The 16,443-nt window shown below is 39.5% G+C and carries 14 protein-coding genes; 4 read left to right on the top strand and 10 right to left on the bottom strand.

Translation table 11 applies throughout. The annotated features are described in order from the left end of the window. Positions 1–75 precede the first annotated feature (75 nt). The 10 genes from gspL to gspC all read right to left on the bottom strand — a co-directional run bounded on the left by gspL (position 76) and on the right by gspC (position 10,659). Positions 76–1,356 carry a type II secretion system protein GspL gene (gspL, locus tag ABD005_RS02570; RefSeq protein ID WP_343814611.1) on the bottom strand — a complete coding sequence of 427 codons (1,281 nt, stop codon included), beginning with the start codon at positions 1,354–1,356 and terminating at the stop codon, positions 76–78. Further along, positions 1,356–2,402, bottom strand: a complete 1,047-nt coding sequence (gspK, locus tag ABD005_RS02575) for a type II secretion system minor pseudopilin GspK (protein WP_343814613.1) — start codon at positions 2,400–2,402, stop codon at positions 1,356–1,358. The genes gspL and gspK overlap by 1 nt, the downstream gene beginning before the upstream one ends. Continuing rightward, positions 2,399–3,091, bottom strand: a complete 693-nt coding sequence (gspJ, locus tag ABD005_RS02580) for a type II secretion system minor pseudopilin GspJ (protein WP_343814615.1) — start codon at positions 3,089–3,091, stop codon at positions 2,399–2,401. Before gspJ ends, gspK begins: the two co-directional genes overlap by 4 nt. Beyond that, positions 3,092–3,484, bottom strand: a complete 393-nt coding sequence (gene gspI, locus ABD005_RS02585; protein WP_215978384.1) for a type II secretion system minor pseudopilin GspI — start codon at positions 3,482–3,484, stop codon at positions 3,092–3,094. It abuts the gene before it with no gap. Next, entirely contained in the window at positions 3,477–4,106 is a 630-nt protein-coding gene (gene gspH / locus ABD005_RS02590; RefSeq protein ID WP_343814618.1) for a type II secretion system minor pseudopilin GspH, read from the bottom strand. The genes gspI and gspH overlap by 8 nt, the downstream gene beginning before the upstream one ends. Positions 4,107–4,148: 42 nt before the next feature. Further along, complete coding sequence (gene gspG / locus ABD005_RS02595) at positions 4,149–4,580, bottom strand: type II secretion system major pseudopilin GspG (protein ID WP_215978383.1); 432 nt, start codon at positions 4,578–4,580, stop codon at positions 4,149–4,151. An 89-nt stretch (positions 4,581–4,669) separates the two neighbouring features. Next, complete coding sequence (gspF, locus tag ABD005_RS02600) at positions 4,670–5,902, bottom strand: type II secretion system inner membrane protein GspF (RefSeq protein WP_343814621.1); 1,233 nt, start codon at positions 5,900–5,902, stop codon at positions 4,670–4,672. A 15-nt stretch (positions 5,903–5,917) separates the two neighbouring features. Next, entirely contained in the window at positions 5,918–7,546 is a 1,629-nt protein-coding gene (gspE, locus tag ABD005_RS02605) for a type II secretion system ATPase GspE (RefSeq protein WP_425544877.1), read from the bottom strand. Then, positions 7,546–9,645, bottom strand: coding sequence for a type II secretion system secretin GspD (gspD, locus tag ABD005_RS02610; RefSeq protein ID WP_343814623.1), 2,100 nt, complete (start codon positions 9,643–9,645; stop codon positions 7,546–7,548). The genes gspE and gspD overlap by 1 nt, the downstream gene beginning before the upstream one ends. A 90-nt stretch (positions 9,646–9,735) precedes the next feature. Then, a complete protein-coding gene (gene gspC, locus ABD005_RS02615) occupies positions 9,736–10,659 on the bottom strand; it encodes a type II secretion system protein GspC (protein ID WP_215978380.1) in 924 nt (307 codons plus the stop codon). A 314-nt stretch (positions 10,660–10,973) separates the two neighbouring features. Between gspC and ABD005_RS02620 the strand changes: the two genes are divergently transcribed. The 4 genes from ABD005_RS02620 to ABD005_RS02635 all read left to right on the top strand — a co-directional run bounded on the left by ABD005_RS02620 (position 10,974) and on the right by ABD005_RS02635 (position 16,405). Beyond that, entirely contained in the window at positions 10,974–11,384 is a 411-nt protein-coding gene (locus ABD005_RS02620; RefSeq protein WP_343814626.1) for a S4 domain-containing protein, read from the top strand. 4 nt (positions 11,385–11,388) lie between these two features. Then, complete coding sequence (gene hslO / locus ABD005_RS02625; protein WP_215978378.1) at positions 11,389–12,255, top strand: Hsp33 family molecular chaperone HslO; 867 nt, start codon at positions 11,389–11,391, stop codon at positions 12,253–12,255. 350 nt (positions 12,256–12,605) lie between these two features. Then, positions 12,606–14,216, top strand: coding sequence for a phosphoenolpyruvate carboxykinase (ATP) (pckA, locus tag ABD005_RS02630; protein ID WP_215978377.1), 1,611 nt, complete (start codon positions 12,606–12,608; stop codon positions 14,214–14,216). A gap of 224 nt (positions 14,217–14,440) precedes the next feature. Beyond that, entirely contained in the window at positions 14,441–16,405 is a 1,965-nt protein-coding gene (locus tag ABD005_RS02635; RefSeq protein ID WP_343814629.1) for an alpha/beta hydrolase family protein, read from the top strand. The last annotated feature ends 38 nt before the right edge of the window (positions 16,406–16,443 follow it).

A 16,443-nucleotide genomic window follows, 5' to 3' on the forward strand; every position in this document is an offset into this window, starting at 1 on the left:
ACGCTTATTTCACTTTGCGCGAAGCAAAGTACCAAACAACTCTTATTGATGTGAGCTATGTTTATTGAAGTCATACTAGCCTTTGCTCCGAATAATAAATGAGCCAGAGACCACGTCACCTTGAGCATTTTGCGCACCAAGCTTTACTGATAAGTTTTGTTGCTCAAGCGCATTTTTAAATTGCTCAAATGCTTGGTAGCTATTTGCGTTTACTTGTAAGCGTAGCTCTTGGCGTTTACCATCAAACTTAACCGTATCAGGCTTTAAGGAAGGTACGCTATTAAACGCTGGCTGTACTTTCACAAATAACGCTAAAAAACCTTCACCATTATTAGCTGCACCTAACTGCGCTAGTTTCTGATTTAATTGCGACTTTATAGTAGAGAGACGAACACGCTTAGTATTAGGGAAAGCCTGTTTATAGGTGTTGATAATCTCTTCTTCTACTGCCACTTGTTGTGCGTTAATTTGCCATAATTGCACGCCCTTAAACCCTAAGTTGAGTAATAAGGCAAACATTGCAACACCCGCTACCCACAGCCATTGTTTAGCATCACCACTGCGCGCATCTTTTACTTTGTATTGCCCTTGCAATAAATTAAATTTAGTTTTGTGAAAATTGCGTGCCAATAATGCCAACGGTAACTCTTCAGGCATTGGGCTTAACCTTAAGTCATCACTGGTTGGCAAAGGTGAATAATTTTCAATAATCACTTCATCTGAATCATCATTGTCACCTGAAGATTCCTCACCACCTTCGCTTTGCTTAAGCGTACTAAATGCTTGGCATTGCAATTGCCACGTAGCTAAGTCAGCGGTGAAGCCTTGCCAAGCACTTTGTCGAACAATAACTTGTTCATGTTGATTGTTACCTAAGGTTATGGCCGACCAGTTATTTTCAACCAGCGGCATTGCCAGTACTTCAGGTAAAAAAGCGCGGCTTTCAATATTGGCTTCAGCCAACCAAGTTAGCCATAGCGCCATTTGCTTGTGGCTTACCACCGCTGTAAAACAGTTATGCCCTGCCACGTCATTGACTTGCTCGTGATAAGCAAAAAATAACTGCTCAACATCTTGCGCAAGTGCATCTTCAAGCATATAAGGCGCAGCTAAACGCATCGCACGAGTTGATTTAGCCGGTACGGTTAGAGCTTTAAGTAGTACATCACAGCTGGGTACAATAATATTTACTGTGCGCTGCTGAGCTTTTTCAGTTAATTGGCTTAATTGCTCGGCATTTGCCAATTCACCACTGGCAATTATTTCAGGCTCATTATGCGTTGCATTAGCTAAGATCAACCAATGAATCGTGTTATGCGCTTGACTACCAAGGCGTATAAATAAAGTTTCTGCCACTAGTTACGTCCTATTGTACGACTAATAATTTGAATTTTTTGATCGCTTTTTACTTGCATGATAGAGGTTAAATAGAAAAAACTATCACTAAAGTCTGCATGACCCTTTAATGAAAAGTATTCACTATCAATAGTAAATTGTGATTTTTGCCAATCTTCCAGCGCTATTTTACTAAACTCTGGCAAGCTATAAAGATCTTCAATTTTTTCAAAGCCTTTTTCATCTCGTGCAGATAATATTTGTTGTGCTTCATCTAGCGTTGAACCGAGCAATGCTTGTAATAATTCTGCTTTTTCAACATCTAAGGTATTAATATTAATTTTATGTGTGCTGCTTTGCGGCAAAACACAAACATACGGTTTTAGCGCTAAAATAGCAGGCACCGTAAAATGCTCAATTAAACGTAATTCGTTGACACTCGCTAAGTAATTATTCGCCGCTAAGTATGAAAATTCTCGACTGGCATAGTCATCATCTTCTGCACCGTAATCACTGATAAAGCCATCATCGTCAAGCCAATCACTTAATGAATCAGCCATGGCTTCGGCTTCATAACTACTTACCCCATCAATAGCTAATGCCACCAATAACTTTTCTAAAGCAATACGCGCAGGTAATTTATCATTAGGCGTTTTAGCCGCTGGCGAAGCTGAATCTACCGATTGCTGCTTACGTAATGCGTTTAAGTTTAAACAACTTTGTAAATCAGTAATTTCACCGGCAATATTACCAAAAGCTACAGGGTAACTAGTTGCACCTGCCGCCCAGGGTTGCTTTAAGTTAGTTACGCTTTCATCACCTTTAAACGAAGCGATGAGAATACGTTTAGCAAACTCTTCGGCTCCCATCGCATACCAATATGCCTGCTGGTTAAAGCTAGCATTAACACTACGCTGCATTTGCATTTGCAAGCGCGTTGTCATTTGTGAAGCAATAATGGCAGCAAGCGCTACAATCAACATAACCGTAATTAAAGCAACACCTTGTTGTGAATAAGCCGACTTAGCAGTGGCTTTTATAGTCTTACTAGGCGCTAACTTATTCACGGGTTGCCCCCTGCATCAGTACTTTGGGCTTCACCTGCAACTAAGAATTGTCGACGAATCAAACCAAAATCACTGGTTTCAATTTCAATGGCTATCGCTAAAGGTAAATTATTACCTGACCATTTATTCTGCCATTTTTTACCATCGTAAAATTCAAAAGCGACACTTTCAACTAATGCAATCAAAGGTCTTATTTTCGGAGCTTCACCAACCACTGCATCAACAAAGTTATAATGCAAACGCTCTAGAGTATTATCAACTAGTCGATAAGCAACACTTTGAAGGTCACTACGCGGCAACAATAACCCTGGGTTAGTCCAACCATGACGTACAAAAGCAATAGCTTGTTCATTCGCTAAAAAGTTATCGTCACTACTAAGTAAAAAACTATTACCTGGTGCTTCACCTTCAATACGCATAGTACGCTTGGCTATTTGTAAAAAGTCGCGTTCTATCAATAAAAAAGCGCGTTGTAACTCATTTTGTCGCTCACTACGCACTTTTGAATTAGCATCGCCTTTTAGTACGGTATCAAAAATAGTAAAGCCAGCAAGACTTACCACCGAGAAAATAGCAATGGCGATAATCAACTCAAGCAGTGTGAACCCTTTATTATCCGCTTTATTAAGCACAGCACTGTGATGAGTAGCGCTTTGATTAACAGACAAACGTCCTAAAAAAATATTCATTTAAGGCGCATCCTGTGCAATGTAAGTCATAACACTACTTAGCGCTGACTCATCATCAACATCAAGACGTACTTCCATGACAATAGCGCGCATTTCGTTATTGTCGGTTTTAATCACTTTTTGCAACCAAAACCATTTACGCCCCGCCATTTCAACCTCACCTTTGAGGTTGTTTTTAGGTGGCCAAGCAGTACTTAAGTGTGCGCTTACCAACTGGTTTGACGCCACCCAACCAGCAAACATTTTTTCTTCAAGGTAAGCAACATGACGGGCGTTATTATCAGCAACACCAACTAATGCCACACCTGCAATAGCAAAAACAGCCATAGCCAACATTACTTCAATTAAAGTAAACCCACGTTTAAAGCGTGTCTTTAAGAGCAGTTTATTCATCAAGAATCGGCCCTTGCGTAGTTAGCGGTACGCTATATATTCCTGTAACTTTATACGCAAAATCAAGAACATTACCATCGGCCATCACTTGTGGAGATTGCTCGCCAAAACGAAAAGTAACACTAAAAGGGGTAATATCTCCGCCAGAAAGAATATAAATTTGCGGAATAATTTGTTGCTCTTGCTCTTCTTTTGATAGCAGCGTGAACTCATCTTCTGCTTTTTCTTTAAAGGTGTCTGCGTTAAACAATAACGGCTCATCTATTGGCAAGTCGTCAAGAGCGACTTTAAGTTCGACCCCTTCAGGTAACTCAACATTACTAAGCCAGTTCTGCTCAGGAATTTCAGCCCAACGCGTGCCGTCATAACCTAAAAATTGATAACTATTTTTTTTGATCACTACGCCCAACTCAATGTTGTTAAGCATTGAATAGTCACTTGCTACTTCAAAAATAGCTTTAAAGCGATCACTTGACTCTTTTAATAAGTCTTCAGGACGATTACCGGCAAAAGTAAATTGCACTAGCGTAGCCACAACACCAATAATGGCTACGACTACCATAACTTCAATTAAGGTAAAGCCTTTTGCGACAATAGCTCTGCGTTGTAGTTTACCCATCATATTTATTATCTGTTGCCGTGCATTTAACCTAATTGCTACAGGTTACTGAAAGTCGCCTAAATTCCAGTTACCAATATCGTCTTCTGTGCCTGCTTCACCGTCTGGTCCTGCAGAGAAAACATCCATTTTTCCATTTTCGCCGGGATTAAGTAATACATACTCATTACCCCAAGGATCTTTAGGTAAACGTTTAATGTAACCGTCTTCAGGAAAACGACGTGGCTCAGGTTCAACATCACTGCGCTCAACAAGCGCCTCTAAACCTTGATCTGTTGTTGGGTAATCGTAATTATCCATTTTATAAAGACTTAATGAAGTCTCAAGCGCTGTAATATCTGAAACAGCTTTTTGCATATTAGCGCGCTCTTGGCTACCCATTAAATTTGGCACAACCATACTCGCTAAAATACCTAAAATCACGATGACCACCATAACTTCTAATAAGGTAAAACCTTGGTTTTTTTGCTTATTCATAAATTTCCTTACTCGTTAATTACTATTTTTGAAAAATTTAATTGTTATTGAAAAACAGTGTGACTACACAATATTCTGTTAGTTAATAGTTAACCGCCAACTAAGCTATTTAATTGTAAAATTGGCTGCAAAATGGCCATAACAATAAACAGTACGACACCCGCCATTCCTACCATAAGGGCAGGTTCAAATGCTTTAAGCGATATCGCCACTAACGCTTCAAATTCTCGATCTTGGTTATCCGCTGCACGCCCAAGCATATGCTCTAACTGACCACTTTTTTCACCGCTGGATATCATATGTAACATCATCGGCGGGAATAACTTGGTTTGATCTAACGATACACGCAAGCTTGCCCCTTCGCGAACCTTATCTGTAGCCGAACTAACCTGCTGTTTAATATGTAAGTTATCTAAAACCTGCCCTGATATACGCATACTCTCTAATAGCGGCACTGCACTTGCGGTTAATATACTTAACGTGCGGGCAAAACGTGCAGTATTAATACCGCGAGCTACTTTTCCAACCCCAGGAATAATTAATAAACGTCGATGAAATGCCAATTCAAAGGCTGGTTTCTTCATTAATTGTGAAAACAGCAGCATTAACGCAGCAATAATTACGACAATAACCAAACCGTAATTTTGTAAAAACTCACTACTGGCAATTAAAAATTGTGTGGTACCTGGTAAGCTCTCACCCATATGCTCAAATTGGCCAATAATTTTAGGGACAACGGCAGTTAATAAAATAGCAATAACGCCAATGGCAACCACGGTCATAATAATGGGGTAAACTAACGCTTGGATCAGCTGAGAGCGCATTTGCTGGCGTTTTTCGGTGTAATCGGCAAGGCGATTAAGTACTTTATCTAAATGACCTGACTTTTCACCTGCCGCAACCATAGCGCGATATAAACGATTAAATATTTTAGGGTATTCACCCATACTTTCAGCTAGACCGTAGCCCTCGGTAACTTTAGTACGAACTCCCATAATCATACTTTTGATACGATTTTTTTCACATTGCTCCGCGACCGCAATCAATGACTCTTCTAATGGCAAACCTGACTCAACTAAAGTCGCTAACTGGCGTGTTATTAACGCTAATTCACTGGCCGAGACCTTACCGCCACCACTGCCTGAAAACAGTGTTGACTGTTCGTTTTGTTTTTTGTGCTTAGCTAAAGTGGCATTAACTTCAATTGGCATAAGCCCTTGCTCACGTAATAAATTACGCGCTTGCCTTGGCGTATCGCTTTCAACAACGCCTTTTTTAGTTTTGCCTCGGCTATCAACCGCTTGGTATTCAAATGCTGCCATGATTGGTGTTTTCGGTTAATCTTCTCGAGTAACGCGTAAAACCTCCTCTAAGGTTGTTTGCCCTAAAAGCACTTTATCAAAACCATCTCGTCGAATACTCGCTGCAGAGGTACGCACATATTTCTCAATGGTTTGTTCACCGTGACCATTATGAATAAGCTCACGCACATGTTCGTCTACCGGTAATAATTCATGAATACCCATACGACCGCGATAACCTTTGAAGTTACATTTTTCACAACCTGTCGCGCGATAAATAACAGCGTTGCTATCAGTATCAAGGGCTAATAAGTGTCGCTCTTCTTCATCAGGAGAATGGCTTTGCTTACAATGTGGGCATAATGTTCTTACTAAACGCTGTGCTAAGACCCCTAATAAACTTGACGATAACAAGAAAGGCTCAACCCCCATATCTTCCATACGAGTAATTGCGCCTGCTGCGGTATTAGTATGCAAAGTAGATAACACTAAATGCCCGGTTAAACTCGCTTGTACCGCTATTTGCGCTGTTTCTAAATCTCGAATTTCACCAACCATAACTACATCAGGGTCTTGTCGCAAAATAGCGCGTAAGCCGCGAGCAAAAGTCATATCAACTTTAGTATTTACTTGCGTTTGCCCAATACCTTCAATGGCAAACTCTATTGGGTCTTCAACAGTTAAAATATTACGCTCTTTAGCGTCAATTTGCGTTAAGCCAGCATATAAGGTGGTACTTTTACCTGAGCCAGTAGGGCCAGTTACAAGGATAATGCCATGAGGCTTTTCAATGAGATTAGAGAAATTAACGCGATTAATATCGGTCATGCCTAAATCTTTAAGATCAAGGCGGGCGGCATTTTTGTCCAATAAACGCAATACTACACGCTCGCCATGCCCTGTTGGCATGGTAGATACACGCACATCAACCGCACGACCACCAATGCGCAATGAAATACGACCATCTTGTGGAATACGCTTCTCTGCGATATCGAGCTTAGCCATAACCTTGATACGAGAAACCAGTAATGAGGCTAATTTACGGTTAGGCTTTAACACCTCACGTAAAACGCCATCTACTCGAAAGCGTATTTGCAGTGCGTTTTCAAAGGTTTCAATATGAATATCAGAGGCACTTTCTTTAATCGCTTCGCTCAACATAGCGTTAATTAATTTAATAATTGGCGCATCATCTTCATTTTCGAGTAAATCTTCACTTTCAACCATTTCATCAGCAAGCGAGTACAAGTCAACCTCGTTGCCAATATCTTCCATCATTTGCTGTGCTTCTGAAGAGTCGCGTTGATAGGTTTGTGTTAATAGCAACTCAAAAGCATTCGCCGATAAAATATTAAAGCTAAAAGCTGCTTTAACGATACGACGTACTTCTAAAATAATATCGAAATCAACATTCTCTAAGCAGTGCAGTACGTACTTTTCTGCGCGAGGCTCGCTATTTTCATCCAACTCGTTAGCGGTTAACAATACGCTATGGCGCTTAGCAAAAGCAAAGGGCAGCAACCAAGTTCCCATTGGCGCATCATCATCACTTACTTGCTCACGTAGCTCTACTTTGACATCACCCTGCTCAAATACAGCGGCTAACTCATCATCAGCTAATACGCTGTCACTATTGTCAGAAGGAGTATTTACGTTATCTGTCATTATTCTTGCGCGTCCTTGGTTGACAGTTTTTCACTAAGCTCACGCGCTTGCTTTTCAGCTGCGGCTTTTTTAGCTTCAATATCGTCTTGGTATTCTTTAAATGACGGCGGTAATGTCAGCTCGTCTTGCCACTGAGGTAAAATAGGCATATTTTCATCACTCATCAGCGATAAGCCTTCTTCGTGTTTACGAATTTGATCCGCACGAATGTAGTTATATTTGTTTTCACTGATATCACGCATTAACGCAGCATCACGCACTATAGTGGCACGTAAAAACACCATTAAGTTACGCTTACGGGTACTATTACTGGTTGACTTAAATAAGTGACCAATAATTGGGATATCACCCAACAACGGTACTTTTTGTACGCTTTCTTGCACATCTTCATCAATTAAACCACCCAATATAACCGTGTCGCCATTATCGGCCATAACCGTGGTTTTTATTTCACGTTTGTTAATTGAAATATCAACGCCAGTAGTACCACTAACTGATGAAACTTCTTGTTCAATAATTAGTTGGACTGCATTACCTTCATTGACTTGTGGGGTAACACGCAATTTAATACCCACTTCTTGACGGTCTACGGTTTGGAAAGGGTTAGCATTATTGTCACCCGTTGCAGAGCCAGTAATAATGGGTACTTCTTGACCAACAATAAAGTAAGCTTCTTCGTTATCTAAGGTGGTAATACTTGGTGTCGCGAGAATATTTGAATTGGTATCGGCACTCACTGCTTGTACAATAGCGCCCCAATCGTTTTTCATAATACCAAACATCATACCGCTTACTGTACCTAAGGTTTTCGCGAGTAATGAGTAATCGCCGTTGGTACTTGGGTTATTTGATTGCGTAACAGTGCCATCAGAGTTAGTTACTGTTGTTTGGCTTGCGGCTTGCCCTTCTGCCGCTTTTACGCCTGCTGCAAGTGATGAAATACTCGCCGGACCATTAGTAAACTGAGTAAAACCGCCTTGCTCGTTGTACCATTGCACTCCTAAGCTAACACCGTCACTTTCAAAAACTTCAACAATAATCGCTTCAACAAGTACTTGAGCACGACGCACATCAAGCTGTCGAATAACCGCTTCAAGTGAACGTAACATATCTGGCTGGGCAGTAATAACTAAGGCATTAGTCGACTCATGCGCATCAATACTTACTTCACGCTTTGACGAGCTACGTGCTTTAGGTTGACCTGCACTTTCTTCTGAGGCGATAGACTCACTAACACCTTCAAGCACTTTTACTAAGTCTTCTGCTTTGGAATATTTTAAATAATAAACACGAGTATTACCGCTAGTTTCTAGCTCATTATCAAGACGTTTAACGAGGTTAGCCACACGTTCTCGCGCTTTAATTTCGCCGCTAACAATAACGCTATTAGAGCGATCATCAGCAACAATAGTTGGAATAAGAAAGGTAGGCTGTCCTGCTTTACCGGTAGCGGTTTTATTCATCGCTTCAATAATACGTACCATTTCACCAGCAGAGGCGTATTTCAATTTAATAATTTGTACTGCCTGATCACCTGCTCGGTCAACTCGCTCTATAATATTGACCAAACGATTAACGGTTGAAGCCGTACCAGTCAACATAATGACATTAGCAGGGTCGTAATTAACCACGTTACCGCCACCAGCTTGGTCTGATAATTGACGTAACAAAGGAACTAATTCACGTACAGTAACATTTTTAACTTCAACAACACGGGTAACCATTTCATCGCCAATAATGCTGCTTTTGCTACCGACAACCGGAATAGCAGCAGTTTTAGCATCTTTATTACGGATAATTTTTATGATGCCGTTATCCATAGTTACCGCTGAAAAACCATAAACTTCAAGCACGTTTAGAAAAAATTGATAATATTGATCTTCTGATAATAAGTCGTAACTGCGTACATTAACTTTACCGCGAACTTGCGGGTCAACAATCATCGTTTTCTTTAAGTTTTTACCTACAATATTCACAAACTCAGTAATTTCAGTGTCTTTAAAATTAGGTGAATACTGTGTTGCACTTACCTGACCTACATAGCATAAACCACTAAAAGCAATGGCTGTGCTTAATATCAGTAAAAAACGTTTAATCATTATGTTATCTCTATATTCTTCTGGTGTTGTGCTAATCAAAAATTTGATAATTAAGTACTAAGGACATTGGTACCGATTGAGTACTTACGTCTAGTTAAGGCTAAAAATAATTTCTACTGTGTTACCGTTACGATCAATTAAAAGCGAGATATCAGTCGCTTCTTTCATTTCGGCTAATGCCTGCATTGCTTCATCTGGCGCCGTTAAATCATAACCATTCATTTGCAGGGCAACATCGCCAGACTTCAAACCTGCCTGTTGAAAAAACTCTGGGCTTTTACCAGCACGTAATGAGTAGCCAATAATTTCACCTTCTTTCATCACTGGCTGTATATTTAAATAATCAGAAATACTACTCGGGTCTTGTGATATTTCATCGCGCAACTCTTGCGCGGTGGCAATTAAGTTAGCGTTACTGCGATTATCAACCACACTATTTTCAGCGGTAATATCATCGCGGCGACTAATAGTGCGCGCCGGCTCTTTATAGTCAAAGCCGTCAAGCATGAGTGTTTCTAGTTTACCTGCGTGTTTTATTAAAACGCGATCCATCAATACTTGCGCTAAACTCGCCCGTGTTCCTTTAATTAGCTCATCAATTCCGTAAGTTTCTTGCTTACCTTGATACTGTATAATAGCTGCGGCATTTTCAGGGTTATCACTAGCAACAAGGCCAGAGAGAGTTAAGTTCAAACGTGTTTGAGGTGCGTCTTGTACTGCGACAACTTCAACTTTTTCTTCCGTTTTATTATATTGCCCAAACAAATGAAGCTGTTGTAGTGGTGATAAGTCAAAATCTTGCTCTGAAGCTTGCCCCTTAAAAGAAGTTTTAGGCGGAACAGTAACACTACTACTGGTTGTATTGGGTAATGAAAACCAGGTAATTTGAGCACTTAAATAAGCAATATAGGTGACTAAAATAAGTAGACATATTTGCGCTACCTTGCGCTGTGTCTTTGTTGCTTTTAAAAAAGTAAAGACGGTGAAGGCTGTTATGTTAGTTGGAAATTGCATACTACTCTTAATCAAAAGGTGACGTTTACGTGTAACTTAAAATGTGACTTCTTTATGAGGTCAAATGTAATTTATTCTCTTTAACTCACTGATGATACTTGACTCTATAACAAGCTACAAGCAATGCAACAACAAGACAAGGCATAACTTAACAAAGATGTAACAATTAAACTATTATTTAGAGAAAGCCAGCATAGTCTATAGCGAAATAATGACACTTATGTTAATTTGCGCACAAATTTCCAGCGCTTGATCAAAGTAATTATTCATCGCGGTATGCGTCTTAAAATGTGTACTCACAAACAGATAAATCCATGACTAATTTAAAGACAACAGACAAAGAGAACAGTTCCACACGTTTAGATAAGTGGCTATGGGCAGCGCGATTTTATCGCACCCGCGCTATTGCTAAACAAATGATTGATGGCGGCAAGGTATTTTATAATGGTCAACGCACTAAATCAGGCAAAGCAGTTAGTATTGGCGATACCATAAAAGTACGACAAGGCTTCGAAGAAAAAGAAGTTACCGTTATCGCCCTTGCTGATAAACGCAAAGATGCTGGTTTTGCACAAACCTTATACGAAGAAAGCACAAACAGCTTAGCGACACGTGAAAAAAATGCCTTAGCACGTAAGCAAGGGATTTTATTAAGCCCTGCTAGCGACACTAAACCAGACAAAAAGCAACGCCGTAAACTACGAGAATTTAAAGAAAGGATATAACACCATGAGCAACTTTAATGTTTTAAACCGCTACCTCTTTACTGATGCCCATGCCCGTGGTGAGTTAGTACAATTAAGCAGTAGCTATCAAAGTATCATTAAAAACCATAATTACCCTGAGGGGGTGCAACGTTTATTAGGTGAACTACTTGCCGCTACTTGCCTTTTAACCGCAACCTTAAAATTTGAAGGGGATATAACCGTACAGTTACAAGGTAATGGTCCTGTAGGTTATATGTCGGTATCTGGCGATAATAATCAACAAATGCGCGGTATTGCCAAACTCACTCAGACCACTGATGGTTCAACACTGCACGAGTTAATCGGCAAAGGTACCATGGTGATAACCATTAGACCTAAGCAAGGTGAAGCATACCAAGGCGTTGTTGCTTTAGAAGCTGATAACTTAGCCGACTGTTTAGCACATTACTTTGAGGTATCTGAGCAAATAGATACAAAAGTATGGCTATTTAGTGATAGTAAACAAGTCGCTGGCGCCTTAGTGCAATTATTACCTGACGGTGATGGTAGTATTGAAAATAAAGCACAGCAACAAACAGATTTTGAGCATTTGTCGCAGTTAACAAATACCATCAAACAAGAAGAGATCTTCAACTTAGAAGCCGAAGCGCTACTATATCGTTTGTATCACCAAGAGAAAGTCAGTCTTTTTGAACCTCAACAAGTCAGCTATTTATGTGGTTGTTCAGAAGAAAAATGTTTATCTGCCATCGCGCAAATTGAGCCAAGTGAAATTAAGGCTATTTTAGCTGAGCAAGGTAAAATTTCGATGACTTGTGATTATTGTGTCACGACTTATGACTTTGATGAAACTAGCCTAGAAAGTTTCATTTCGAAAGTTAAGCATTAAAAAACATAGTAATTGCCTTTATATTTAGTGTTCTCTTAGCAATTTTTTTGCTCTGGGCAAGGTAAAGGCAATTATTAAAAATAAAAAATCATTAATATCGACTACAATAAATACCCATAAATTACATTAACTTAACAAAAACACACTCCTTTAAAGCTCTTCTCTTTATCACTATTCATGATATTTATAGTGAAAACTTTCAATTTAAACTAACTTTTACTTTCGTTTTGTTTCCTATTCCCCTAAAATACCCACTAAAGAGCCAGTGAAAACTTTCACAAGCACTTTCAAAAACCATTCAGTACCATAACCCAAAAGTAAAATTTGTCATACTTAGGAGTGAATTCGATATGACCGCCCAAGAAAACTCAATTGATTTGTCGCAATACGGCATTAACGATGTATCTGAAGTTGTTTATAACCCATCGTATGAGTTACTTTTTAGTGAAGAAACTAAAGCGAGCCTTGACGGCTTTGATAAGGGCGTAGTCACAGAACTAGGCGCTGTAAATGTCGATACTGGCATATTTACTGGCCGTTCACCTAAAGATAAATACATTGTGCGTGATGACGTAACTCGCGATACAGTTTGGTGGTCTGATCAAGGTAAAAATGACAATAAAGCAATGACTCCAGAAACTTGGGATCATTTAAAAGGTTTAGTAACCACACAGCTTTCAGGTCAACGCTTATTTGTTGTTGATACTTTTTGTGGTGCTGATGAAGCAACACGTTTAAAAGTACGTTTCATTACACAAGTGGCGTGGCAAGCGCACTTTGTAAAAAATATGTTCATTCGCCCTTCGGATGAAGAATTGAAAACATACGAACCTGATTTCGTGGTAATGAATGGTGCGAAAACAGTTAACGATAAGTGGCAAGAACAAGGGTTAAACTCTGAAAACTTTGTAGCATTTAACTTAACTGAAAAAATTCAATTAATTGGTGGTACTTGGTACGGCGGTGAGATGAAAAAAGGTATGTTCTCAATGATGAACTACTACCTACCACTGCAAGGTATCGCTTCAATGCACTGTAGCGCTAACGTTGGAGAAGATGGTGATACCGCTATTTTCTTCGGCTTATCTGGTACGGGTAAAACTACCCTGTCAACCGATCCTAAACGTCAACTAATTGGTGATGATGAACACGGTTGGGATGATAACGGTATATTCAACTTTGAAGGTGGCTGTTACGCAAAAACAATCAACTTAAGCAAAGAAAATGAACCAGATATTTACAATGCTATTCGTCGTGACGCATTATTAGAAAATGTAACGGTTGATGCTGATGGCAAAATAGATTTTGACGATAACTCAAAAACTGAAAATACCCGTGTGTCTTACCCTATTCATCATATTGATAATATTGTTAAGCCAGTTTCTCGTGCAGGACATGCTAAAAAAGTTATCTTTTTAACCGCTGATGCTTTTGGTGTTTTACCACCCGTAGCAAAATTAACGCCGGAGCAAACTGAATACTACTTTTTATCTGGTTTCACTGCAAAATTAGCAGGTACAGAGCGTGGTATTACAGAGCCAACCCCAACTTTCTCATCTTGTTTTGGTGCAGCTTTCTTAAGCTTACACCCAACACAATATGCTGAAGTATTACAAAAGCGTATGCAAGCCGTTGGTGCTGAAGCTTATTTAGTTAACACCGGTTGGAATGGCTCAGGTAAACGTATTTCTATTAAAGCAACACGCGCTATTATCGACTCTATTTTAGACGGTTCAATTGATGAAGCAGAAACCACAATTATCCCAATGTTTAACTTAGAAGTTCCAAACAGTGTTGCTGGTGTTGAAGGTGATATTTTAGACCCTCGTAATACTTATGAAGACAGTAACGAATGGCATAACAAAGCAGTCGATTTAGCAAACCGTTTTGTTAAAAACTTCAATAAGTTTACAGATACAGACAATGGTAAATCATTAGTTGCAGCAGGACCGCAGCTGTAATTAGTTGTATGAAACTGCGGTAAGTTTCATGAGCAAAAGTAAGCCACTAACCGTTATAGTTAGTGGCTTTTTTATACCACAAACTCACTCTAAGCGGTAAGCTGAACTTTATCATTATACTTCAATCACATACTCACACGCCTTATCTGAAATCCAAATAAAGTAAGCTTGACTGCCCTTGATAATTGCCTTAGGTTAACGCCATAAATTATAAGGACATAAATATGATCACCTCAATGAAGTTTGTTTTTACACTTATTATCTTAGCTGTTTGCACTAGCGCTTACGCTAAACCAGCAGAAAACCACAAACCACTGCCTTTAGAAGTGTATAGTGCCCTCCCTCACAAAAGTATGTTAGCTGTATCCCCTAACGGGAAAATGATTGCTTATAGAATGACTGACGATAAACAAGATCTCTTTGTTATTGTTGATACCGTAAAACAAAAACTTATCGGCGGTTTAAATATCGCAGAAATTCAGCCTGAGCAAGTTTACTTTATTAATAATGAACAGTTATTGTTTGTAGTATCTAAACACCGAAGGCTTTACGGTTACCAAGGAAAGTATAATGTTAACACTGCTCTTATTTATACCATTGCCAATGAAAAGCTAAGCCCTTTATTACGCCCAGGTGATGGTATTGCCACTGGCCAAACAGATTTGGGCAATGTCATTGGTATTTCTACTGATGGTAACTGGGCTTACATGCCTGCTTTCACTGGTAAAACTGGTGCTGTACTTAGATATGATTTAATGGCGGTAAACTTACAAAACCCCGGTAGAAAGCCCAGAACGCATATTAGAGGCACCGAGGACACCATAGATTACTTTATGAAGCCAAATACTGACCAAGTACTGGCACGTGAGCGTTTTAATAATGACGATGATCTGCATACCATTGAGGTACGCAAAGATGATAAGTGGCAGGTAGTCTTTCAAGAAAGTACTGAATACACTAAAAGACGCTTTACTGGAGTAACCGCTGACGGCAAATCTTTAGTCATGTTAGAAAATAGTACAACCCAAGGTAGCGCGTATTATTTACTTTCATTAACTACTGGCAAATTCTCTAAGCCACTTTTTCTTAAAGAAGGTACTGAAATCGCAGCAACTTTAAGCGATATTAATAGAGTAGTGGCTGGTGTCCGATATGCTGGATTCAAGCCAAGCTATGCCTTTTTTGATGAGAACATCCAGAAAAAACTACAACTAATACAGCAAGAGCTCCCTAATAGCTCTATTTATATTAGTGATTACACTCGCGACTGGAAAAAGGTTATTTTTCATGTTGAAGGTGACGGCCTGGTCGGCGACTATCTTTATTTAGAAAACGGGCAACTGGGACATGTTGGCTCTATTCGCCCAGATATCAGCTGGCAAGCTGTCAATAATGTTGTTGAATTTTCATTTAAAGCACGCGATGGCTTAGTCATTCCAACCTTGCTTACCATTCCAAATAGTGCGGTTAATAGTACCGAAAAGTTACCGGCAATTATTTTACCTCATGGAGGACCTGAGTCTTATGACACTAGTGATTTTGATTGGCTTAGTCAATACTTTGCTAGTCGTGGTTATTTAGTAATACAGCCACAATTTAGAGGCTCTAAAGGCTTTGGCGCTGAATTTACCTTAAAAGGCAGAGGTGAGTGGGGTAAAAAAATGCAGGATGATTTGACTGATGCGGTTAATCAATTAATTACCATGGGAGAGATTGATGCCAATAAAGTTTGTATCGTTGGCTCAAGTTACGGTGGTTATGCCGCACTAGCTGGTGCGGCTTTTACTCCAGAGGTCTATCAATGTGCAATTGCTATCAATGGGGTAAGTGATATTGATTTTATGATGAAAAATGACCGAGATACTTATGGCAAAGAACACTCTGTTATTGCTTACTGGGACGATGTATTACGTACTAAAACCTTACCCGATGATTACTTCGAAACGATTTCACCCATTAACTTTGTTGATAACATTAAGGTACCAGTTTTATTAATTGCGAGTGAGCTTGACAAAGTAGTCAGCCCTAAGCAGTCTTCAAGAATGTATAGTGCTTTAGAAGATGAAGATAAGAATGTCACTTACGTGGAACTTGAAAATGAAGGGCACAATTTGCTTAAAGCGCAAAGCAGATTAAAAATACTTCAAGCCATTGACCAATTTATTGGTCAGCACAATCCAGCGAATTAAAACTATTGCTGATAATAAAAAGCCATCATTGAAGATAG

Source organism: Colwellia asteriadis, assembly GCF_039523295.1.
Lineage (GTDB): Bacteria > Pseudomonadota > Gammaproteobacteria > Enterobacterales > Alteromonadaceae > Colwellia > Colwellia asteriadis.

Excerpts from the sequence above, each read along its gene's own strand:
- ABD005_RS02620 (WP_343814626.1), top strand. The coding sequence starts at position 10,974 with ATGACTAATTTAAAGACAACAGACAAAGAGAACAGTTCCACACGTTTA.
- gspI (WP_215978384.1), bottom strand. The coding sequence starts at position 3,484 with ATGAATAAACTGCTCTTAAAGACACGCTTTAAACGTGGGTTTACTTTA.
- gspH (WP_343814618.1), bottom strand. The coding sequence starts at position 4,106 with ATGATGGGTAAACTACAACGCAGAGCTATTGTCGCAAAAGGCTTTACC.
- gspC (WP_215978380.1), bottom strand. The coding sequence starts at position 10,659 with ATGCAATTTCCAACTAACATAACAGCCTTCACCGTCTTTACTTTTTTA.
- gspG (WP_215978383.1), bottom strand. The coding sequence starts at position 4,580 with ATGAATAAGCAAAAAAACCAAGGTTTTACCTTATTAGAAGTTATGGTG.
- gspD (WP_343814623.1), bottom strand. The coding sequence starts at position 9,645 with ATGATTAAACGTTTTTTACTGATATTAAGCACAGCCATTGCTTTTAGT.
- gspE (WP_425544877.1), bottom strand. The coding sequence starts at position 7,546 with ATGACAGATAACGTAAATACTCCTTCTGACAATAGTGACAGCGTATTA.
- gspF (WP_343814621.1), bottom strand. The coding sequence starts at position 5,902 with ATGGCAGCATTTGAATACCAAGCGGTTGATAGCCGAGGCAAAACTAAA.
- pckA (WP_215978377.1), top strand. The coding sequence starts at position 12,606 with ATGACCGCCCAAGAAAACTCAATTGATTTGTCGCAATACGGCATTAAC.
- gspJ (WP_343814615.1), bottom strand. The coding sequence starts at position 3,091 with ATGAATATTTTTTTAGGACGTTTGTCTGTTAATCAAAGCGCTACTCAT.
- hslO (WP_215978378.1), top strand. The coding sequence starts at position 11,389 with ATGAGCAACTTTAATGTTTTAAACCGCTACCTCTTTACTGATGCCCAT.
- ABD005_RS02635 (WP_343814629.1), top strand. The coding sequence starts at position 14,441 with ATGATCACCTCAATGAAGTTTGTTTTTACACTTATTATCTTAGCTGTT.